General features: G+C 70.1%; 20 protein-coding genes and 1 tRNA gene. 6 read left to right on the top strand and 15 right to left on the bottom strand.

The window, feature by feature from the left end; all coding sequences use genetic code 11:
* Positions 1 to 54: 54 nt before the first annotated feature.
* From AB0B68_RS00985 to AB0B68_RS00975, 3 genes are all read right to left on the bottom strand, one after another.
* Entirely contained in the window at positions 55 to 633 is a 579-nt protein-coding gene (locus AB0B68_RS00985) for a hypothetical protein (RefSeq protein WP_357257244.1), read from the bottom strand.
* A gap of 68 nt (positions 634 to 701) precedes the next feature.
* Complete coding sequence (locus AB0B68_RS00980) at positions 702 to 1469, bottom strand: enoyl-CoA hydratase/isomerase family protein (protein WP_357257241.1); 768 nt, start codon at positions 1467 to 1469, stop codon at positions 702 to 704.
* 140 nt (positions 1470 to 1609) lie between these two features.
* Positions 1610 to 3997 (bottom strand): M4 family metallopeptidase, encoded by a 2388-nt coding sequence (locus AB0B68_RS00975; protein WP_357193887.1) that lies wholly within the window; start codon positions 3995 to 3997, stop codon positions 1610 to 1612.
* A gap of 167 nt (positions 3998 to 4164) precedes the next feature.
* On the opposite strand from AB0B68_RS00975, the gene AB0B68_RS00970 reads away from it, so the two are divergent.
* On the top strand, positions 4165 to 4713 hold the full coding sequence (locus AB0B68_RS00970) for a hypothetical protein (RefSeq protein WP_357257238.1): 549 nt from the start codon (positions 4165 to 4167) through the stop codon (positions 4711 to 4713).
* Here AB0B68_RS00970 and AB0B68_RS00965 read toward each other — a convergent pair.
* The 5 genes from AB0B68_RS00965 to AB0B68_RS00945 form a co-directional block, all read right to left on the bottom strand.
* Positions 4701 to 5345: a histidine phosphatase family protein gene (locus tag AB0B68_RS00965; protein WP_357193881.1), complete on the bottom strand. Its 645-nt coding sequence runs from the start codon at positions 5343 to 5345 to the stop codon at positions 4701 to 4703. The genes AB0B68_RS00970 and AB0B68_RS00965 overlap by 13 nt on opposite strands.
* Before the next feature lie 86 nt (positions 5346 to 5431).
* Positions 5432 to 5851, bottom strand: a complete 420-nt coding sequence (locus AB0B68_RS00960; protein WP_088952055.1) for a VOC family protein — start codon at positions 5849 to 5851, stop codon at positions 5432 to 5434.
* Positions 5852 to 5886: 35 nt separating this feature from the next.
* Complete coding sequence (locus tag AB0B68_RS00955; protein WP_357194067.1) at positions 5887 to 6288, bottom strand: AraC family transcriptional regulator; 402 nt, start codon at positions 6286 to 6288, stop codon at positions 5887 to 5889.
* Between the two features lie 85 nt (positions 6289 to 6373).
* Positions 6374 to 7129, bottom strand: a complete 756-nt coding sequence (locus AB0B68_RS00950; RefSeq protein ID WP_357257235.1) for a hypothetical protein — start codon at positions 7127 to 7129, stop codon at positions 6374 to 6376.
* Between the two features lie 153 nt (positions 7130 to 7282).
* Positions 7283 to 7359: transfer RNA gene (locus AB0B68_RS00945), tRNA-Thr, on the bottom strand.
* Positions 7360 to 7696: 337 nt separating this feature from the next.
* Here AB0B68_RS00945 and ugpC point away from each other — a divergent pair.
* Complete coding sequence (gene ugpC / locus AB0B68_RS00940; RefSeq protein ID WP_091403085.1) at positions 7697 to 8788, top strand: sn-glycerol-3-phosphate ABC transporter ATP-binding protein UgpC; 1092 nt, start codon at positions 7697 to 7699, stop codon at positions 8786 to 8788.
* A gap of 143 nt (positions 8789 to 8931) precedes the next feature.
* Here ugpC and rlmB read toward each other — a convergent pair whose 3' ends face one another.
* Together rlmB and cysS are read right to left on the bottom strand one after the other, a co-directional pair.
* Positions 8932 to 10065: a 23S rRNA (guanosine(2251)-2'-O)-methyltransferase RlmB gene (gene rlmB, locus AB0B68_RS00935; protein WP_357193874.1), complete on the bottom strand. Its 1134-nt coding sequence runs from the start codon at positions 10063 to 10065 to the stop codon at positions 8932 to 8934.
* On the bottom strand, positions 10065 to 11480 hold the full coding sequence (gene cysS, locus AB0B68_RS00930) for a cysteine--tRNA ligase (protein ID WP_357193871.1): 1416 nt from the start codon (positions 11478 to 11480) through the stop codon (positions 10065 to 10067). The genes rlmB and cysS overlap by 1 nt, the downstream gene beginning before the upstream one ends.
* A gap of 348 nt (positions 11481 to 11828) precedes the next feature.
* Between cysS and AB0B68_RS00925 the strand changes: the two genes are divergently transcribed.
* Positions 11829 to 12488 (top strand): helix-turn-helix domain-containing protein, encoded by a 660-nt coding sequence (locus AB0B68_RS00925; RefSeq protein ID WP_357194064.1) that lies wholly within the window; start codon positions 11829 to 11831, stop codon positions 12486 to 12488.
* 1233 nt (positions 12489 to 13721) lie between these two features.
* A complete protein-coding gene (locus tag AB0B68_RS00920) occupies positions 13722 to 14084 on the top strand; it encodes a DUF559 domain-containing protein (protein ID WP_357193865.1) in 363 nt (120 codons plus the stop codon).
* A gap of 199 nt (positions 14085 to 14283) precedes the next feature.
* Here AB0B68_RS00920 and AB0B68_RS00915 read toward each other — a convergent pair whose 3' ends face one another.
* Together AB0B68_RS00915 and AB0B68_RS00910 are read right to left on the bottom strand one after the other, a co-directional pair.
* A complete protein-coding gene (locus AB0B68_RS00915) occupies positions 14284 to 15978 on the bottom strand; it encodes a S8 family serine peptidase (protein ID WP_357257232.1) in 1695 nt (564 codons plus the stop codon).
* A gap of 428 nt (positions 15979 to 16406) precedes the next feature.
* Positions 16407 to 17372: a DMT family transporter gene (locus AB0B68_RS00910; protein ID WP_357257229.1), complete on the bottom strand. Its 966-nt coding sequence runs from the start codon at positions 17370 to 17372 to the stop codon at positions 16407 to 16409.
* A gap of 86 nt (positions 17373 to 17458) precedes the next feature.
* On the opposite strand from AB0B68_RS00910, the gene AB0B68_RS00905 reads away from it, so the two are divergent.
* Entirely contained in the window at positions 17459 to 18004 is a 546-nt protein-coding gene (locus tag AB0B68_RS00905; RefSeq protein ID WP_357193857.1) for a CGNR zinc finger domain-containing protein, read from the top strand.
* On the opposite strand, the gene AB0B68_RS00900 is transcribed toward AB0B68_RS00905, so the two are convergent.
* From AB0B68_RS00900 to AB0B68_RS00890, 3 genes are all read right to left on the bottom strand, one after another.
* On the bottom strand, positions 17971 to 18570 hold the full coding sequence (locus AB0B68_RS00900) for a GNAT family N-acetyltransferase (protein ID WP_357257226.1): 600 nt from the start codon (positions 18568 to 18570) through the stop codon (positions 17971 to 17973). The genes AB0B68_RS00905 and AB0B68_RS00900 overlap by 34 nt on opposite strands.
* A gap of 97 nt (positions 18571 to 18667) precedes the next feature.
* Positions 18668 to 18850: a DUF397 domain-containing protein gene (locus AB0B68_RS00895; RefSeq protein ID WP_354940258.1), complete on the bottom strand. Its 183-nt coding sequence runs from the start codon at positions 18848 to 18850 to the stop codon at positions 18668 to 18670.
* Entirely contained in the window at positions 18841 to 19653 is an 813-nt protein-coding gene (locus tag AB0B68_RS00890) for a helix-turn-helix transcriptional regulator (protein WP_357193849.1), read from the bottom strand. Before AB0B68_RS00890 ends, AB0B68_RS00895 begins: the two co-directional genes overlap by 10 nt.
* 449 nt (positions 19654 to 20102) lie before the next feature.
* On the opposite strand from AB0B68_RS00890, the gene AB0B68_RS00885 reads away from it, so the two are divergent.
* Positions 20103 to 20393, top strand: a complete 291-nt coding sequence (locus tag AB0B68_RS00885) for a hypothetical protein (RefSeq protein WP_357257223.1) — start codon at positions 20103 to 20105, stop codon at positions 20391 to 20393.
* Positions 20394 to 20408: the final 15 nt, after the last annotated feature.

Raw genomic sequence — 20408 nt, 5'->3', positions numbered from 1 at the left:
TGGGTCGCGGATACCCGGGATCGAGATGTTGCGATGGGTGGGAGCAGGTTGCGGCTACCGTCCGCGCAGATCCGGGTGGGCGCGCAGGAACGCCTCGCCCCGACGGGCGTTGCGGACGATCGACACGATCAGCACCACCCAGAGCACCAGCAGCAACCCGCCGATCATCGCGTGGAACGGCGCGAACCCCACGAAGACCTGACCGACGGTCGTCATCAGCAAACCGGCACACAGCACCGCAAAGTACCGTTGATTGACGAACTGTTTGGCGGTTTCCACGAGCAGACCCGGGTCTTCATCGGCCTCCGGTGCGTCGCGTCGAACCTGCCGATCCAGCCGACGACGGCGCGACCAACTGAGCCCGACCAGGGGCGAGTGTCGTGCCGATCGGTAGCGGCCGGTGCGTACGACCCAGACGGCTGCGGCCACCTCGACGATGACTCCGAGGATCACCAGGACGAGTCCCAGGTTACTGGCCCAGCCCGGCGGGTCACCATCGAAGATGCCGGTGTTCTGGCCACCCATCGCGACACTGACCGCGAGCGCGCCGACCACTGCGGGCAGCAGCACGAAACCAAGAATCAGACGAAGTCGCCGGTCGTTCCGGTCCGGATTCGTCGCCGTCTCGTCCATAGTGGTCCCCCGATCACCGCGTGGAGCGGGATCTACCCATCGACGGCGGCGGCGGAAACCCTGCCGACTCAGGCGTCGGTCGGTGGCTGCCAGGCGAAGCGGGGCGTACGCCGCTCGGTCACCGCCGCGACCCCTTCCCGGGCCTCGCCGGTCGTCGTCACCTTCCGGTGCCACCAGGCGATCCGCGCGGGCTCGGCGCGATCGTCGATGATCTCCTTGGCGGCGGCGATGCTCAGCGGGGACCGCATGGCGATCGTCGCGGTCAGCTCGTCCACCCGTGCGGCGAGCCGGTCGACCGGTAGCAGTTCGTCGACCAGGCCGATCCGCAGGGCGCGCTCGGCGTCGATCAGCTCGGCGGTGAACAGCAGGTGTTTGGCGGCGGACGGGCCAACGAGCCGGGCTAGCCGGCGTGTCGTCGGCGCCGGATAGACAAGCCCGAGCCGGGCCGGCGGTACGCCGAAACGGGCGTCGTCGGCGGCGATCCGCAGATCGCAGGCAACCGCGAGTTGTGCCCCACCGCCGACGCAGGCACCCCGGATGGCCGCGATCGTCGGCTTGGCGAACCGGGCCAGCCGTTCCTCGGCGGCGACCGCGATGCTGGCGTCACCGGCGTCCAGCAACTCGGCCAGGTCACCGAGGTCCGCGCCCGCGCAGAAGGCGGCGCCGGCACCGGTGAGCACCAACGACCGTACGGCCGGGTCGGGCTCCAGCCGGTCGAGCAGTTCGGGGAGCTGACGCCACATGGCCGCGGTCATGGCGTTGCGCCGGGCCGGGTTGTGCATCACCACGGTGGCGACCGGCCCGGTCACCTCGACTGTCAACTCCGCGTCCGACACGTCCGCTCCTTCCCGGCGTCACCTGTGCGGCGCCACCGATCTGCCCGCCAGCGTCGTCGCCCCGCTGCCGCGACCATAACGACGCGAGCCCGACGACCACCGTGAGGGGTGGCCGTCGGGCCCGCGCGTGAGCCGTCAGGTCAGGAGACGTTGATCGCGGTGTCGTCGACCACGAACGACGTCTGGAGCGAGGAGTCCTCCACGCCCGTGAACTTCAGGCTGACGGTCTGACCGGCGTACGACGCCAGCGAGAAGGACTTCTGGCTGTAGCCGGTGGCCTTGTTCAGGTTCGAGTAGGTCGCCAGGGTGGCCAGAACGGTTCCGCTCGAGTTGAGCACCTGCACGGTGAGCTTGTCGTAGGCGACGCTGCTGGTGGTCTCGGCGGAGTCGATGTGCAACCAGAAGCTGAGGGCGTACGACGCGCAGCCGGCCGGCAGGCTCACCGACTGGGCGAGCGTCTCGGTACGGGTGCTGCCGTACCCGTTCAGCCACGCCTTCCACGACCCGGTGCGGGCTGCCTGGCTGCTGGAGCTGGTGATCACCCCGGAGCTGGCCGACCAGCCGGTGGCCCCGGATTCGAAGCCCGGGTTGGCCAGCTTCTGACCCGGCGCGGTGCAGCCGCCACCGGTGCCGTTCACGGTCAACGTGTAGGTGGCGCTGCGGGTGACCGCGCCCGCTCCGTTCACGGTGATCGAGTAGGTGCCGGCCGGGGTGCTCGCCGAGGTGCTGATGGTGAGGGTGGACGAGCCGCCGGAGGTCACGGAGGCGGGGCTGAACGCGGCGCTCGCCCCGCTGGGCAGGCCGGACGCGGAGAACGTCACCGTCTGCGCCGAGCCACTCGTGGTGGCGGTCGACACGGTGGTGGCGGCGGAGCTGCCCGGGTTGACCGAACCGGCGGTCGGCGAGAGCGACACCGAGAAGTCGTTGCCGGTCGAGCAGGCGGAGTCGCTGCCGGCCACGTTCACCGCGGTCCAGGCTGCCTGCACGGCCTTGTACTCGGTGGAGCAGCTGCCGTACAGGTCGGTGGCCGCCCGCAGGCTGTAGGCGCGGGCGGTGTTCGCCGGGTTGCTGGTGCTGACGTACGACGTGTTGGAGGTGAAGTAGACGTCAAGCGCCCGGTACCAGATCTTCTCGGCCTTGGCCCGGCCGATGCCGGTCACCGCGGGGGCGGAACCGCAGACCGGGGAGGTGCCGTACGAGGTAGCGCCGGTGCCCTCGGCCAGGTTGAAGAAGAAGTGGTTGGCCACGCCGGAGGAGTAGTGCACGTCCTTGTTCTTGGTGCTGGTGGACCAGCAACTGTCGGACGAGCCGTCCAGCGACGGGTTGTACATGTAGCGCAGCGGCGTGCCGTTGTTGTTGATGTTGATCTTCTCACCGACCTGGTAGTCGCCCGGGTCGCTCGGCGCGGCGGCGTAGAACTCCACCATGTTGCCGAAGATGTCGCTGGTGGCCTCGTTGAGGCCGCCGGATTCGCCGGAGTAGACCAGGCCGGCCAGCGCCTCGGTGACACCGTGGCTCATCTCGTGCCCAGCCACGTCCAGCGAGACCAGGGGGCGGGAGTTGCCCGAGCCGTCACCGTAGGTCATCTGGGCGCCGTCCCAGAAGGCGTTGACGTAGTTGTTGCCGTAGTGCACCCGGCTCGGCACGCCGCTGCCGTTGCCGAAGATGCCGTTACGGCCGTGCGTGTTCTTGAAGTAGTCGAACGTCTTGGCGGCGCCGAAGTGCGCGTCCACCGCGGCGGACTGCCGACTGGAGGTGGCTCCGGTGCCCCAGGCGTTGTCGGCGTCGGTGAAGGTGGTGCAGCTCGACGTGCCGTTGTTCATGTCACAGGTGCGGCCGTTGCCGCGCACCGGGTCGATCATCTGGTACGTGCTGCCGGAGAGCGTCGTGTCGATGCTGACCGCGCCGGTGTAGATGCCCTGGCCGCTGCCGGTGACCGACTCGATCTCGTCGTACGACCCGACTGTCGCGCCGGTGGTGGCGTCGCTGATCACGTGCAGCCGGGACGGGGTCTGTCCGTCGGGCTGCCAACCGCTGACCACGGTCTCCCAGGCCAGTCGACCCTGCCCGGAACTGGCGTCCACGAACAGTTCCGGCGTGCCCACCGCCTCGGCCTTACCGGCGAACCGGGCGCTGGCGGCCTTCTTCGCGGCCGCCGCGGTGGTCCTGGCCGAGGTGGCGAGGGTCAGCGGCGCGGCCAACCCGACCGAACTGCCGGCGTACGTGCCGTTCGGCGCGGTGTGGATGACGAAGTCACCGCCGTACACCCGCAGGCCCTGGTAGGTCCTGGTGTAGCGGGTGTGGGCCGCGCCGCTGGGGTCCACCTTGGTGCTGCGCACCTGGTAGGACTCGGCGCTCGAACCCTGGACGGCGCCGGGGTTCGCTCGTAGGACGGTTGCCGCTCGGGCCGCGGCGGAGGCGTCCGGCGCGGGAGAGGTGGGCGGGGCCGCGTGCGCCGGGGTGACGACGCAGGTCAGCAGGCCGCTGGTGAGCAGCACTGCGCTGACGGCGGCAAGAGCTCTTTTCACGTGCGCTCCTGAGAGGAGAAGGATGTGACGGAGGTAGTCACGCATGTACATATAGCTATGTGTAGAAGAAAAGAGAAGGCCTGAACCGATGTCAGGCATCTAGATTGACCGTTCGGATGAGTGGCTTGACGAGGGAACCAGTACCTGCCCCAGCCCGTCCGACGGACATGAGACCCGCCTCGACAGCCGGCGTCACGTTCGCCCTACTGGGCGCGCTCCTGACCGGCTGCACCAGCGCTGACCGGGCCGGGAGCATCCCTGACCAGCCGCCGAACAGCCCCGGCACGAACCTGTCCACTCCGACCACCGGCGCTCCGCCCCCGACCGCCGCCCCCACGGCAAGCGCCGGGGCCAGCGCTGCGGCCCCCCGAGTGACGTTGCGAATCTCCGGCGGCTTCGCCGGGCGCGGTGACTCCATCGCGGTCGAGCCGGACGGTAGGTGGACCGTGACGGACCGGGCCGGCAGTCGGCGCAACGGCCGGCTCTCACCTGCCGATCAGGCCACCCTCGCGGGCCTGACCGCCGACCCCCGGCTCGTCAGCGAGGCGCAGCGACCCACCACCGCGACCAACTGCGCGGACGTGATGAACTACCGCCTCACCGTGGCCAGCAACGACACCGCGTACGTCGACTGCCCGACCGACGGGCCGCCACCGCCTGCCACCCAGGCGGTGGTCAAGCTGCTGCTGCGGACCACCGCGTCCTACGTCAGATAGTCCGGGGGCAGGCCGGTGCCCCGCAGCTCCGGCGGCAGGTGGGCCACGTCGTTGACGGCGATCAGATTCGGCGGGCCGGCCGCGCTGTACCGGATGACGGTCAGCCCCGCGTTGTGCGCGTTCAAGCCCAGCCAGCGCCACTCCGGCGCGTCGAGGGCGTGCCGCACCAGCCAGGCGATCAGGAAACTGTGCGTCACGACCAGCTCGCGGACCGGTTCGCCGCCGGCGGGACCCTCGGCGACCGGGCCGGCGAACCGTCGCACCGCGTCCGCCGTCACTCGCGGCCCGTCGGCCCGCTCAGCCGCCGAGAACTGCGTCAGGAACTCGGCGTACGCGGGCGGCAGCCCAGCCGGGTCCGTGTCGTGTGGGAGGTGGTCGCCGGCCAACTCCGTCTCGTACACCGGAACGTCGGGCAGCGACTTGGCGACCAGCTCGGCGGTCTGCGCGGCCCGGCGCAGCGGCCCGTGGTGGACGGCGGCGAACCGCCGGGCCCCCAGGCGTTCGCCCAGCAGGGTGGCCTGCCGCCGGCCGCGCTCCGACAGGCCGGTATCCGGTTCGCCGGCGTCCGGCCCACTCGGCTCGGAGAGATCCTGCTCGGCGTGTCGGGTCAGGTACAGCAGTCGGGTCACCATGATCCCCACCTCAACACACCGGGAGGTACGAGTTCGACCCCGTACCTCCCGGTCCTAACGCCGCGGCCCGGCTGATCGCACGCCCTCTACGCCCGGGGGAACATCTGGCCGATGCGGATCCGGTTGCCGAACGGGTCCCGGATGCCGAAGTCGATCCCGTACGGGCGCTCGGTCGGCTCGTCCGTGATCTCGACGCCCTTCGCCACAAGGTCCTCGTGCGTCTTGCGGGCGTCGTCAGTGGTCATGAAGAGGTACCCGCCGAGGGCACCCTTGGTGAGCAGCTCCCGGACCTGCTCGGCGGTGGCCGGGTCCAGCGCGGGCGGGCCGGGCTTCTCCAACAGGATCTCGCGCTCCGGGTCGCCGGGCAGGTTGACAGTGAGCCACCGCATGAAGCCGAGGTCCTGGTCGGTGTTGACCTCCATGCCGAGCTTGTTGACGTAGAAGTCAAGCGCGGCGTCCTGGTCGAGGACGTAGATCTGGGAGCGGCTGATCGCGTTCATCGTCATGCCCATGACGCTAGACGCAGCCTCTGACCTGCTGCTTATCCAAAACTGCTTGGTCGGGTCCAGGCTTTGGTGAAGCACGACGGCACGTTGGCCGGCGCGACGCGCTGACGCCGGAAATCCGAGGGCGACTCCCCGACGATCTGCCGGAACGTCCGGCTGAACGTGCCCAGGCTGCCAAAGCCGACGGCGTAACAGATGTCCGTGACGTCCCGGTCGGTCTCCCTCAGCAACGACATCGCCCGCTCCACCCGGCGGCGTTGCAGGTAGCGGTGCGGGGTCTCACCGAAGGTGGCCCGGAAGGTACGGATGAAGTGCGCCTGCGAGACGTGCGCGATCCGGGCCAACGCGGGGATGTCCAGAGGCTCGGCGTACGCCCGGTCCATCGCGTCCCGGGCGCGCAGCATCGCCCGGTTCGACTCCTCCACCGCCCGACTCATCTGCCCCCGACCCGCTCCGCGCTGCTCCGGCCCCAGGTTACCGTCGGGCACCGCGTCGTCCGATCGGACCAGTACGGCCGAGCTGTCACTTGCGGTAGTAGAAGTCGGCGGCCTCACCAGCGCGTGCCGGCTCGTTGATCTTCAAGGACTTTCCGTGATCCTTCATGGTGGTGGTCAGCGTCAGTTTCGGGCCTTCGCTGGGGCTCAGCTCCACCTTGATCGAGGTGACCCAACCCTTGTCGTTGGTGGTGATCGTGAACGGCGACAGACGTATGCCGATCGAGACGATGCTCGGTGCACCCACGGGGAGGAACGATCTGGCGTCCTTGCCGGTGGGGTCGAAACGGCCCGTGTAGGTGTGCGGGTCGACGCGGTCCACCGAGGCGATCGACGAGGTGAACGCCTTCAGTCCGGTCGGGTCGACCCAGTCGAAGCGGAGGAAGGGGTCGTCGCGCTTCACTCGCTTCAGATCGACGTGCACCCAGTCCTTCTCGTCGGACGGCCGCACGTAACTGTCGTTGCCAATCACGATCCGGCTCCCCGCCGACGGGTACTTCCCGCCGGTGACCGAGACCGTGGTCTGGAAACGGCGCTTCTTCGGGTCGAAGGCACCCGTGCCAATGACGTTCTGCCCTTCGGGCAGGTTGCCGCGCACTGCGTACCGGTGGGCAGCCCCATGCGACCGCTGCAATGCCGCGACCAGCTCAGCGCGGACGTCGGGCGTCGGGGACGGCGCGGCCGTGGCGGTGGCGGTGGCCTGAACCGGTTCGTCGGTGGACGTGGGCTCAGTCGTCGGAGTGCAGCCGGCAGCAAAGAGCAGACCGCTGGTCAGAGCCAGCACGAGCAGAGTGGTGCTCTGTCTCATTGTGATTCCCCCGTTGACCGCCGCCTGATGGCGGGACGGAGGCACGATAGCGAACTTGGTCGAGGTCCGGTTGCCCTCGGGGCAACCGGCAGAGGCACAGCAGCGCCGATCGGAAAGGTCTGATGTAATTGGAGCCCCCGGCCGGGATCGAACCGGCGACATCTCGCTTACAAGGCGAGTGCTCTGGCCAGCTGAGCTACAGGGGCGCGCGTGTCGAGGTCAGCATAGCGACTGATCTCCGGTAATCCCGATCGCGAGGCCTCCCGAGCACGGGAATCGTCAACAACCCGACGCAGACTCGTTTGCCACGGCGTCGATTGATGTCTGACCGTGCCCGAGTGACCGGAATGCGTAGCCCGACTGGTGGGCTGGGCGTCCCCCCGCCTTGGCAGCAGGGGGAAACGCGTTTACGGTTCACACACGGACGACGACCGGGCGCCCCCGCGACCGAGCGCCGTCCGATGACCGGCACGGACACGTGCCGGTTGCTCCTTCACTCGGATCGTCCGGCACGTTCCTGCCGGTGAAAGGAAGCGCTTCACCATGGCTACGGTCACCTATTCCAAGGCATCCCGGGTCTACCCGGGCCAAGAGCGTCCCGCCGTCAACGAGCTGGACCTTGAGATCGGCGACGGGGAGTTCCTCGTCCTGGTCGGCCCCTCCGGTTGCGGTAAGTCCACCAGCCTGCGGATGCTCGCCGGCCTGGAGGACGTGGACGCCGGTTCGATCTACATCGACCAGCGTGACGTCACTCACCTTCCCCCGAAGGCCCGCGACATCGCGATGGTCTTCCAGAACTACGCCCTCTACCCGCACATGACGGTGTACGAGAACATGGCGTTCGCCCTCAAGCTCCGCAAGACCTCCAAGTCGGAGATCGACCGGCGGGTCAAGGAGGCGGCCGGGCTGCTCCAGCTGGAGGAGTACCTCAGCCGTAAGCCGAAGGCGCTCTCCGGTGGTCAGCGTCAGCGTGTCGCGATGGGCCGGGCGATCGTCCGCGAGCCGCAGGTCTTCCTCATGGACGAGCCGCTGTCGAACCTCGACGCCAAGCTCCGCGTGCAGACCCGTACCCAGATCGCGTCCCTGCAGGCCAAGCTGGGCGTCACCACTGTCTACGTCACGCACGACCAGGTCGAGGCCATGACCATGGGTCACCGGGTCGCGGTGCTGCTCGACGGTGTTCTCCAGCAGGTGGACACCCCGCGGGCGCTCTACGACACCCCGGCCAACGTGTTCGTCGCCGGCTTCATGGGCTCGCCCGCCATGAACATCAAGACCGTTCCGCTGAACGAGCGGGGCGCCGAGTTCGCCGAGCTGCAGATCCCGCTCACCCGCGAGCAGGTCGAGGCGGCCCGCGCCGAGGGTGGCGACGGCAAGGTCACCGTGGGCTTCCGTCCGGAGGACTGCGAGCTGGTCAGCCCGACCGAGGGCGGCATGCCGGTGGTTGTCGAGCTGGTCGAGGACCTCGGCTCGGACGCCAACGTCTACGGCCACGCCGCTCTGGGTGGCAACTCGGAGCGCTTCGTCGTCCGCACCGACCGGCGCAACATGCCGAACATGGGTGACACCGTGTTCGTCAAGCCGGTTGCCGGTCGCAGCCACGTCTTCCACGCCGCCACCGGTGGCCGGATCTGACGTAACGCCGTACCGACAGGGGCGGTCCGCTTCGGCGGGCCGCCCCTTCGTCGTACCGAAAACGGTTCTTCAGCCCGCCTCGGCGCCTGACGACGAAGGCCCCCTCCCGCGATCGGCGGGAGGGGGCCTTGGTTCGACGTGCGCTACAGCTCGACGGAGCGCCGGCGGGCGACCTCGGCCAGGGCGACCGCCGCCGCCACACTGGCGTTGAGCGACTCGACCTCGGAGATCATCGGGATGCTGACGGTCAGGTCGCAGGTCTCCCCGACCAGGCGGGAAAGACCGCGCCCCTCGGAACCGACCACCACCACCAGCGGACCGACCGCGGCCTCCAGGTTGTAGAGGTCGGTGTCGCCGTCGGCGTCCAGGCCGACGACCATGAAGCCGGCGTCCCGGCACGCCTTCAGCGACCGGGTCAGGTTGGTCACCTGCGCGACCGGCACCCGAGCGGCCGCGCCGGCGCTGGTCCGCCAGGCGGTCGCGGTGATCCCGGCGGCACGACGCTCGGGTACGAAGACACCCTGCGCGCCGAACGCGGCAGCCGAACGGATCACGGCGCCCAGGTTGCGCGGGTCGGTGACACCGTCCAGCGCGACCAGCAGCGGGGCCTGCTGCTCCAGGGCAGCGGCGACCATGTCCTCGAACGGCTGGTACGCGAAGGGCGGCACCTGCAGGCCGACGCCCTGGTGCAGCACCCCGCCGGTCATCCGGTCCAACTCGGCGCGGCTGATCTCCAGGTTGGCGATGCCCCGGTCGGCGGCGGTCCGGATGATCTCGTTGACCCGGTCGTCCATGTCGATGCCCTGGGCCGTGTAGAGCGCCGTCGCCGGCACGTTGGCGCGCAGCGCCTCCAGCACCGGGTTACGCCCGACCAACAGCTCCGGGGTGTCCTTGGACGGGTTGGACTTGCGCCCCGGCGCGACCCGGGGGCCGGACCGCCCAGTGGGCTTGCCGCCCCGTCCGCCGGTGGCAGCACCCCGGCCCACCGGTACGCCCCGACCGCCGCCCCTGCCCCAGGTGGTGTCCTTGGAGCCGGGCTGACCGATCTTGGGGGCGCGCCCCTCCTCGGCCGCCGCGCGGCGCTCCTTGTCCTGCTTCCAGGCGGTGCGCTGGGGCAGCTTCTCGGTGCCCGAGTAGCCCTTGTGCCACGGCCGCTCGTCCGCGGGCAGGGTGCGACCCCGCCCGGCCAACGAGTCCTTGTTCTTGCCGCCGGTGCCCTTGGGGGCGCCTGCCTTCGACGTCAGTCGCCGGCCACGGCGCTGCGAGTTGCCGGCCATCAGTCCTGCTCTCCAATAGTCCAACGGGGGCCCTGGGGGGTGTCCTCGACCACCACGCCGGCCAGCTTGAGCTGGTCACGCACGGCGTCCGCGGCAGCCCAGTCCTTGCGGCCCCGCGCCTGCGCACGCTGCTCCAGGGCCAGCGCGATCAGGGAGTCCACCACGGCACGAAGATCGTCCGATCGGCCGCCGCCGGTCCAGGCCGGGTCGAGGGGGTCGATCCCGAGAATATCCAGCATTGCCCGCACCACGGCCAGCGTGGTGCGGACGGTCACATCGTCGCCGACGCTCAGCGCGGTGTTGCCGTCCCGAATGTGCTGTTGCAGCACGGCCAGCGCGGCGGACGTGTTGAGGTCGTCGTCCATCGCCGCGACGAAGCCGGCGGGCAGCTCACCGACCTGCCCGGCACCGACCCGCTCGGCGGCCCGCTGCACGAAACCCTCGATCCGCCGGTACGCGGTGGCCGCGTCGCGCAGCGAATCCTCCGAGTAGTCGATCACCGAGCGGTAGTGCGCGGCGGCGTAGTAGTAGCGCAGCTCCACCGGCCGCACCCCGAGCGAGTCCACGTACGCCAGGCCCAGCGCGTTGCCGGCGGACTTGCCCATCTTGGCCCCGCCGATGCTCAGCAGCCCGTGGTGCACCCAGTAGCGGGCGAACGGCAACCCGGCCGCCTGGGACTGGGCGATCTCGTTCTCGTGGTGCGGGAACGTCAGATCCAGGCCACCGCCGTGGATGTCGAACTCCGGGCCGAGGTAGCGCCAGCACATCGCCGAGCACTCGATGTGCCAACCCGGACGGCCCAGACCCCACGGTGAAGGCCAGTACGCGTCCGCCGGCTCGTCCGGTTTGGCACCCTTCCACAGCGCGAAGTCGCGCGGATCCCGCTTGCCCCGATCCGGGGCGTCCCCAGCGGACTGCATGGCGTCCGGAGACTGACCCGACAGCGACCCGTACGCCGGCCAGGACGCCACGTCGAAGTAGACGTCGCCGGAGCCGTCACTCGCCGGGTACGCGTGCCCGTCGGCGATCAACTTCGTGATCAGCTCGTGCATCTCGGGGATGTGCCCGGTGGCGCGCGGCTCGTAGGTGGGCGCCAGCACGTTCAACGACCGGTACGACTCGGCCAGCAGCAGCTCGTTGGCGTACGCGATCGACCAGAACGGACGACCCTGCTCGCCGGCCTTGACCAGGATCTTGTCGTCGATGTCGGTCAGGTTGCGAATGAAGGTGACCTCGTAGCCGGCGGCCAACAGCCAACGCCGCAGGACGTCATAGTTGACGCCGGAGCGAAGGTGACCGATGTGCGGCGGAGCCTGAAGGGTGAGACCACACAGGTAGACCCCCACCTTGCCGGCTTCCCGCGGGACGAAGTCCCGCACCGATCGGGTGGCGGTGTCATACAGGCGTAGCGTCACCGTACAAGGGTAGCTGTCCGTGCCTGTCCGGGTCCGCCGGTGCCGGGTCGTACGCTGCCAGGCGTGGATGCGACCGCACGCTCCGGTGGCTCCGGTGACCCGCCAGCCAACCCCACCACCCCCGCCGACCCGGCCCTCCACCGGGCTTCCGTGCCGACCGACGCGACCTTCGGCTCGGCCGGCGCAGGTGAAGGGCGGTCCGGCGCCGCCCGCGGACGGGCCTCCAGCTCGGCCGACGCGGCCCACGGGCGGCCCGAGGCTGGCGTGCGGCCGGCCGACCCGGCCCACGGACGGCCCGAGGCTGGCGTGCGGCCGGCCGACGCCGCCCTCGGGCGGCCCGAGGCTGGCATAGGGTCGGCCGATGTGGTTGCGGGGCGGGGCGGGGAGACGTCGCAGACGCTGGACCGGGGGTTGCGGCTGCTACACCTGGTCGCCGAGGTCCCCGGCGGTCTGACCGTCACCGAGGCCGCGAATCGGCTCGGCATCGGCCGGGCCGCCGTCTACCGACTGGTCACTGCGCTGACCGGGCACGGCATGCTGCGTCGCGACGGAGACGGTCGGCTGCGTCTCGGTGCCGGGTTGCTGCATCTGGCCCGCAGGGCCCAGCCGCTGCTCGCCGAGGGTGCGCTGCCCGCGTTACGCCGCCTCGCCGAGCAGGCCGGCGCGACCGCGCACCTGACCGTCGTCGAAGGTGGCGAGGGCGTCGCCCTGGCCGTGGTCGAGCCAAGCTGGACGTCGTTCCACGTCGCGTACCGGGCCGGAGCACGACACCCGCTGGAGCGAGGGGCGGCCGGACGGGCGATCCTTGCCGGTCGCGCCGGGTTGGCCGAGCCGCTCAGTAGCAGCGGAGAGTTGCAGGCCGGGGCGTACGGGGTCGCCGCACCGGTGCTCGGCGTACCCGGCCTGGAGGCCAGCGTCGGCGTGGTCGCGCTCGCCCCGCTGGACGTCGACTCCATCGGCCCTGAGGTGCTGGCCGCCGCCCGCGCGATCGCCACCGCCCTCAGCTGACCCCCGACCGCCGCGCGCCCTCACCGCCCCTGCCGCGCGCCGCGCCGCCCCGCCGCGCACCCCGTCCCGGCTTGATCAACTCGGGTTCACGGAAGTCGCGGTGTCCCAGAGCCAGCGACCGCCCGACTTCAAGGAACGCGAGTGGATCACTGCCCCTCGGCGGCCCGGATGCCGATTGGTCGGCCGCCCTGGCCGGTGCCATAGCACGATTGCCTGGCGGATTCGTCGTTGTCCACAGGGCCGGCGGCACCCGCGGGCCCGGTTGTCCACAGGGGTTTCGGTGGTTAGTCGGTGGTCGGCAGGCTGCGTGGCATGCCCCCACGTCCACATCGCCCCGATGCCCTGACCTGGCAGGTCTTCCGCGGCTCCGACGCTGTCCGAGGCGGCCTGCTCACCGAACATCAGTTGCGCAACTCTGCCTGGGTGCGGTTGCGCCACGACATCTACGCCGATGCGCGGTTGGATCGGGACCACGCCCTCGCGTGTCGCGCCGCCCTCCTCCGGCTACCGCCCGGCGTGGTGGTCGGCGGTCCGTCGGCCGCCTACCTGCACGGCGTCCAACACGCCGCGAGCTTCACCGACGACGTGCACGTCCTCGTACCCCGATCGTTACGGGTCGGCTCACAGCGCGGCCTCCGCGTGCACGTCAACACCATCACCCCGCTCACGGCGAGCGAGACCGCTGAGCCGACGGCGTCAACCACGCGACGACCGGCAGGCACAAGACGACCACCAGACGCAGGTCGACAGCCAGAGGCGAGCTGTCCGTCGACCCCAGGAAACCCGCCAGACGCAGGACGACCGCCAGACGCAGGACGACCGCCAGACGCAGGACGAATGCCGGTCGCAGGACGACCCCCGAGCGCGGGAAGTCCACGTGATGCAGCGCGACCTACGGGAGTGGGCCGCCCACCTGCCGGCGGAAGGTCACCACGCCCAGCACGACAGCTGTCCCGCCCGGCCGCCGTGTCCGTCGGAGCAGAGGGCTTGGTGGTGGCCGGCCGGGGCGATGAATGGGCGGCGGCCAGTCCGCCCAGGACCAGGGAGCGAGACCTCCCGATCCCCCGATCAGATCCCGGGCGGGCCGCCTGGGAGACGGCTGTCTGGCTCGACCCGGTCCGGGCGGTCGCAATCGTCGACTCGCTACTTGGTCAAGGGCTTGCCGACCGCGACGCGCTGAGTACCATGGCTGCCCGCAACGCTGACCGCCCCGGTGGCCGACGAGCGCGCTGGGTGTTTGACCTGGCCGACGGTGGAGCCGAGTCTCCGCCAGAATCCCAGCTGCGCGTCCGGTTGGTGTTGGGCGGGCTGCCGCGCCCGGCGGTTCAACATCCGGTGCGCCTGCCCACCGGACTTGTTCTGCATCCCGATCTGGCCTGGCCGCAATATCGGGTGGCGGTGGAGTACGACGGAAAGTGGCACTCCGGCGTGGAGCAACTGCACCGCGATCGCCGTCGGCTGAATCAACTGGTCGGCGCGGGTTGGCTGGTTCTGCACGTGACCAGTCGGCGGCTGCACGGTGAGTTCCCAGCGGTGCTTCGAGAGGTACGCGACGCGCTGGTCAGCCGCGGCTGGCGACAGGGATCGTCCAGATGACCGGGATCAACTCAGGTTCCTGGAAACCGCGCCATCCTCCAGGCACCAACACCGCACCTTCCAGCAAACCGCGTCAATCATGAACGGCGTCGGGCGAAGGTCGGTGACAACAGGCATGGACGACCCGAGGCCCGGTCGACGACGTGTCGACCGGGCCCCGGGGCACGGTGGCAGTTGGGCCACCGCAGTGCGATGTGCGCTACGGGCGGGCGTTCGGCTTGAGCGGGGTCTTCACCGCCGCGTAGGCGTCGACGATCCCGTAGCCGTAGAAGCCGTTGAAGTTGAGCCCACCGGCGCAGTACGCGTCGTAGGTCTCGTCCCGGCCCTCGTTGCGGTACTGCTGGAGGCGCGGCTCCGGGCACGCGTGCTCGGCGGCCGTGCGGTAGAGGTGCTGCTCGACCTGGTCCGGCGACATCCCGAAACCATTCCGACCCTGCGCCTTGCCGTACCGGCTGACGATCAGCGCGGCGACACCGGCGGCGTGCGGGGACGCCATCGAGGTGCCCTGGAGGTACGTGTAGTAGCCGCACTCACCGTTGGCCTTGCACTGCTTGAAGACCGAGTTCTCGAAGCCGGGGACGATGTTGCCGTCGGCGTCGACCGATCCTTCCTCCTGAAGCACGTGCTTCGGGTACGAGGAGAGGATCATGTTGGCGTCGGTACGGAAGGTGTCGGTGCCGAAGCCGTCCCGGAACCAGCCTCCCGGCGCGGCGACCGAGATCTGCTCGGTGCCGTAGTTGGAGAAGTCCGACTTCTTGCCGGACGGGCCGACCGACGACACGCCGATCACGTGCGGGCCCTCGGTGGGGAGGTCCCAGCAGCTCTCGTTGTCGATCGGTCGGGGGTACGGGTCGGCGCCGTAGTCGGGGCTCGAGACATCGGTGCGCGGTGCACCCAGGTCCTCGTTGTTGTTGCCGAGCGCACCGACGAGGGTCACGCCCTTGTTGTGCGCGAAGGCCAGCGCCCGCTTCATCGCCTTGATGATGGCCCGCTGCTCGGCCTGGTCCTCGGGGGAGTCGGCCGGGTTGGCGGTGCAGTTGTAGAGCCACGGGTCGACATAGAACGACATGTTGACCACGTCGATCCCGGAGCGGCCGGCGTAGACCAGAGCATTGACGACCGGGTCGAGGAAGAAGTAGCCGGAGTCCTGGCCGCCCTTGAGCTCGACCAGCGAGACGTTCGGGGCGACGCCGGAGAGTCCGAAGCCGTTGGCCGCGGCGCCGATGGTGCCGGCCACGTGGGTGCCGTGCCCGCCGTCGTCGGTGCCGACCGGGTCGAGGCAGCTCGGCACCTCGCAGGGGCCGTCCACGTCGGTCAGGTCAGGCGCGAAGTTGCGCGACAGCGACCAGTTGAAGTTCGGCGCGATGTCCGGGTTGCTGGCGTCGACGCCGGTGTCCAGCACGCCGACGGTCACCCGACGGTCGCCCGGCTCGATCTTGCGGGCCTTGTCGGCCCGGATCATCTCCAGGCCCCAGAGCTTGTCGTCGAGCGGATCGAGCTTGGCGCCCTTCTTGGCAGCACCGGCAGCACCGGCACGAGCACCGGCAGCGGCCAGCAGGTGCTCCTGCTCGACCCGGTCCAGCTTCGGCTTGCGGCCGATGGCCTTCTGCTCGGCGGCACCGATCAACGTCGGCGCGGCGGTCGCCCTGGCCGCGAAGTCGGCCCGGTCGCTGCTGACCTGGAACATGCCGACCTCATCGGACCGGGACACCACAGTGCCGCCAGCCGCCCGGATCGCGGCAACGGCCGTGTCGATGGCGACGCCATCCTCGGCGACGACGGTGAAGGTCCGGGAATCGCTCGGCGCGGCGTTGGCCGGCACACCCAACCCCGTAGCCGTAAGTGCCAGCACAGCCGCGGTCGCGACCGTACGGGCGGTGAAGCGCTTGCTCACCACATCGGATCCTCTCGTTGAGGGACGTGCCAGCCATCACACAACACCGATCCGCATCGCGCCAGATGAACGCCCGTTATGGCCGTGAATCACGCCAGTTCGGGCCGCACCCCGGCCACACAGACAGGCTGCACAGACGCAGGTCGCACAGACACAGGCCGCACAGACACTTACGCCCGCCGGCTCGACCTACACGCCTACCGCGTCGACACCCAGTTTCGCGAGCGCGGCCGGCAGCTCGGCCATGCCGGATACTTCGGCGTCGGGTGGGCAGCCGGACGGGCGAGGCAGGCCGAGTCGGTTCAGCCACACCGACCGCGGGCCGGCCCGGCGAGGCGCCACCGCCGACCGTCGGGAGCACTCGGCCCGCAGCACTCAATGCCTGCCGGCAACGGGCCGGCCATCGGGAGCACATCGACCGCGGACCCTCACCGACCGTCAAGCGCCAGCTCGGGCTCGGGCGTGACCGGCGCGGGCGTCGAGGGCGACCCCCGCAGTTCGTCGAGGCGTACCAGGGCAACGCCGGCGACGATCAGCGCACCGCCGAACAACTGCCAGCCGGTGGGCAGCTCGTTCAGGAACAACCACGCGATCAGCACTGCGAAGAGCACCTCGGTCAGCCCGACGAACGACGACAGGCGGGGCCCGAGGATCCGGGTGCCGGCGATGCCGGCGAGGTACGCGATGACGGCGGCCACCAGCGACAGCCCGGCGATGGGCACCAACCAGCTGGTGGGCTGCCCGGCGAAGGTGACCTCACCGAAGGTGGCGTGCAGTGGCAGCAGGCCGGTCAGCCCGATGAGCAACAGCACGGCGGCACCGACTGCCATCCCACCGCTGGCCAGGGCGACCGAGGGCAGCCGGGGGTCGACGCGGCCGGCGAGCACGAAGTATCCGGCCAGGCCGAATGCCGCGCCGAGCCCCCAGAGCACGCCCACCGGGTGGAAGTCGGCGGTGCCGGCGATGTCGAGCACGAACGCCAGCCCGGCCAGCGCGGCCACCGACCCGGCGATGGTGAGTCGGCGGGGCGGCTGCCCGTGCCGCAGCCACATCCAGGCCACGACGAGGATGATGCCCAGGTATTCCAGCAGCAGCGCGACACCGACCGGCAGGTAGCGCACGGCGTTGAAGTAGCACACCTGGGCCACCGCCACCCCGAGGAGCCCGAACAGCCCGATGGTCGCGGCGTTGCTTCGCAGCACGTCCCATTTGCCCCGCAGCGACAGCAGGGCGGGGATCGCCAGCACCAGGGCGGCCACGCCGACGCGGGCGATCACAGCGGACTCGGCTGACCAGCCGGCCTCGATGAGCGACCGGGCGAAGGTTCCGGAGGTGGCGAAGGTGACTGCGGCGAGCAGCGCCAACCCGACGCCGGCAGCAGGTCGAGAGTGCATGTCGCGCTCCTCGCAATGGGCACCGTGTCATGAGCAAACTATCCTTGTGCTGATGACGCTAGGCGGGAGCCGTGACAGGAGTCAAGTTGCTATTCGCTCATGACACCGAATGTTCGCTGATCGCCGCAGCGGCGCTGGTCAACACCGCAGGTCGGGACGGTGAGTTGCTGCCCGACATCGCGGCGCTGGACGCGTTCTTCATCCGCCACTCCTACAGTGGCCGGCACGAGCACACCGAGGCCGAGCTGCGCGCCGTACGGGAGCTGCGGCCCCAACTGCGCCGCATCTGGCACGCCGAACCACCCGAGATCGTCGCTGTGGTCAACGGCCTGCTTCTGGAACACAAGGCGCTGCCTCAGCTCATCGAGCACGACGACGAGCCGTACCACCTGCACGCCGTTCCCCGCGACGCGCCGCTGGCGACCCGGATCGCGGTCGAGGCCGCCATGGCGATGGCCGACCTGGTCCGTAGCGGCGAGTTGAGCCGATTGCGGATCTGCGAATACCCGGACTGCGACAACGTCGTCGTCGACCTGTCCCGCAACCGCTCCCGGCGGTTCTGCGAGGCCGGCTGCGGCAACCGCGCCGCGGTGACCGCCTACCGCGCCCGCCGGGCCGCCGGCCGCTCCTGACCGATGGTCGCCCACTCCTCGGCCCGCACCTCGTACTCCACCTCGCCCTGCTCGGTGCCCGGAATCGGGTGATCCCACTGGAGGTGGAAGGTCCGCACGTAGTGCAACCCGGCCTTCACCATCACCCGCCGGGAGCGTTCGTTGACAGTCATCGTCTCGGCCCAGACCCGGCGCACCCCGACGGCGTCGAAGGCGTACCGGACCAGCGCCCGCGCCCCCTCGGTGGCCAGCCCTCGCCCCCACGTCGGGCGGCGCAGCCGATAGCCCAACTCGGCCTCGGTGCCGTCCGCCGACGGGTCCAACGCGAACCAACCCAGGAACTCGCCGGACGCCCGATCATGCGCTGCCCACCGGCCCAGCCCGGGATGCCTGTCGTACTGGGCCAGCAGCCTCGGCAACTGCTCGCCCCGCACGGTCGCCGGCGGGGTCGCGACGCCACCGGTGAGAAAACGCATCACCTCGGGGTCGCTGTCCAACTCGACCAGCGCGTCCACGTCGGCAATCGTCAGCCGCCGCAACCGCAGCCGCTCGGTCCCCGCCGGCACACCCACGCCATCGTCACCCATAGCCCGGATCATCCGTCCCGCTCAAGTCCCCGTCGACCCGTTTACCAGGGCCAGTTGCGCGGAGAACCCGACCGCCGTCGCGGGCGAGGCGGTCGCGTCAGCGCGGGGGCGCGACCACGAAGAGCCGCCAGGAGTACGCGTCGACAACGAGCACGGGCCCGTCCGAGTCCTTGCTGTCTCGCACCCCGACCACCTCCCCAAGATTCGTAGCCACCTCGACGCACTGGTCGTTGGAACCACTCCGGCTGCTCTTACGCCACCGGGCTCGGGTCAACTCCACGACTCTGCCACTTCCCTCAGCAACTCGATCGACTCCTGCGGTGGCAACGCCTGCCCGAGGGTAGCTTCCCAGGTCCGTTGTAGACGCAACAGATCCGCAGGTAGATCGAGTTCCTGGCCGCCGATCTGGCCACCGAGGTAGGCAAGATCGCTATGGTCGTTCACGGTGGCAAGGATGAATGGCCCGTTCAGGCCGGGATACTCCTCGGCCGAGCGAGGCACCACATGGAGCTGAACCCGCGGATGCTCGGTCGCCAAGCGCGCCAGGTGCAGAGACTGCTCGCACATGACCTTCCGACCGCCGACGCGTCGCCTCAGCACCGACTCGTCAAGCACCGCGACCACATGCGGCGGGCGATCCCCGTAGAGGACCCGCTGGCTGTCCATTCGGTCCGTCAGCCGACGCTCGACCTCATCGGCATCGAGCAGTCGGTCCGACTCGAAGATCGCGCGAGCATAGTCTTCGGTTTGCAGCAGGCCAGGGACGTGAAGCGGGTCGAACCATCGCAGCGCCCGCGCCTCCGCGAGGATCGCACGCCAACCGCGCAGCCAGACCTGAGCCTTGTCCAGGCTGACCAGTTCGGTGGACATGCGGCCGAAGAGGCCGCCGGTGTCGAGGGCCCGGTCGACGAGTTCCAGGTACTTGGCGGTGGGCACCTGCTGGCCCAGCTCGACGGCGCTGACCATCGACGCCGAGTAGTTGACCGCCTTGGCCAGCTCGTCCTGACTCCAGCCGCGCCGAGTCCGCGCCCGGCGCAGCTCCGCTACCAGGAACGCCGCCGCCGTCATCTGTCCATCGGCCATGCCGTGCCCGCCCTCCACCCCGCCGACGACCATTTCCAGCCGGCCGCCAGCGGCGGTGCCACCCAGAACAGGGCGACTATGACGACGCGGCCAAACCCTTCCGACCGTAGTCGCCTGATCACCAGACTGTGAAGTGCGGCACCGCTCCCCGTCCCCCGGGATCTGCCGGCGCCGCACGGGACCGCCCGCTCCCCCGTGCCGGGCGGTCCCAACCCCACCGAAGCCGACCATCCACCAAGATCGCGCTCGATCCTGGAAACAGTGGTCTCCTGGCGCGCGAAGGCCACTACATCCAGGATCGAGCGCGATCTTGACAGGAGCAACGCAGCGCAGAGCGGTCAGCGCAGTCGGCGCAGCGCGGCACCGTCGGCGCGGCCAGCGCGACGCCGGCCGGCGCGAGCCGGGGGGGTGATGTCACGAACGATTCAGCTCCAAAGGAGGACCCCACCATGCCCCGGAGCACCCTGGGCGGGCTCACCACACGCTCCTGCCGGCCGCACCTGCCGCTGCGCCCACTCTGGCTCTGCCGGGTCTGCGCCGCGCCCTGGCCGTGCCCCATCGCCCGACTTGCTCTGCGGCAGGAGTACGCGCACGACCGGATCGGGCTGAGCATCTACCTGTGCACGGTGCTGCACGAGGCGGCTCACGACCTGTACCTACTCAACCCGCACGACGGCCCCGACCCTGCGGCGCTCTTCACCCGCTTCCTCGGCTGGGCGAGACCGCTACACCTGTACTGAGCAGGCCAGAACGGG

The sequence above is a fragment of the Micromonospora sp. NPDC049049 genome (genome assembly GCF_040649115.1).
GTDB lineage: Bacteria > Actinomycetota > Actinomycetes > Mycobacteriales > Micromonosporaceae > Micromonospora.
The sequence above is the reverse complement of the archived record's forward strand: the minus strand, read 5'-3'. Positions and strand labels throughout refer to the sequence as shown.

Excerpts from the sequence above, each read along its gene's own strand:
- AB0B68_RS00955 (WP_357194067.1), bottom strand. The coding sequence starts at position 6,288 with ATGAGTCGGGCGGTGGAGGAGTCGAACCGGGCGATGCTGCGCGCCCGG.
- AB0B68_RS00910 (WP_357257229.1), bottom strand. The coding sequence starts at position 17,372 with ATGCACTCTCGACCTGCTGCCGGCGTCGGGTTGGCGCTGCTCGCCGCA.
- AB0B68_RS00965 (WP_357193881.1), bottom strand. The coding sequence starts at position 5,345 with ATGGTGACCCGACTGCTGTACCTGACCCGACACGCCGAGCAGGATCTC.
- AB0B68_RS00900 (WP_357257226.1), bottom strand. The coding sequence starts at position 18,570 with ATGGGTGACGATGGCGTGGGTGTGCCGGCGGGGACCGAGCGGCTGCGG.
- AB0B68_RS00970 (WP_357257238.1), top strand. The coding sequence starts at position 4,165 with ATGAGACCCGCCTCGACAGCCGGCGTCACGTTCGCCCTACTGGGCGCG.
- AB0B68_RS00890 (WP_357193849.1), bottom strand. The coding sequence starts at position 19,653 with ATGGCCGATGGACAGATGACGGCGGCGGCGTTCCTGGTAGCGGAGCTG.
- rlmB (WP_357193874.1), bottom strand. The coding sequence starts at position 10,065 with ATGGCCGGCAACTCGCAGCGCCGTGGCCGGCGACTGACGTCGAAGGCA.
- ugpC (WP_091403085.1), top strand. The coding sequence starts at position 7,697 with ATGGCTACGGTCACCTATTCCAAGGCATCCCGGGTCTACCCGGGCCAA.
- AB0B68_RS00960 (WP_088952055.1), bottom strand. The coding sequence starts at position 5,851 with ATGACGATGAACGCGATCAGCCGCTCCCAGATCTACGTCCTCGACCAG.
- AB0B68_RS00885 (WP_357257223.1), top strand. The coding sequence starts at position 20,103 with ATGCCCCGGAGCACCCTGGGCGGGCTCACCACACGCTCCTGCCGGCCG.
- AB0B68_RS00985 (WP_357257244.1), bottom strand. The coding sequence starts at position 633 with ATGGACGAGACGGCGACGAATCCGGACCGGAACGACCGGCGACTTCGT.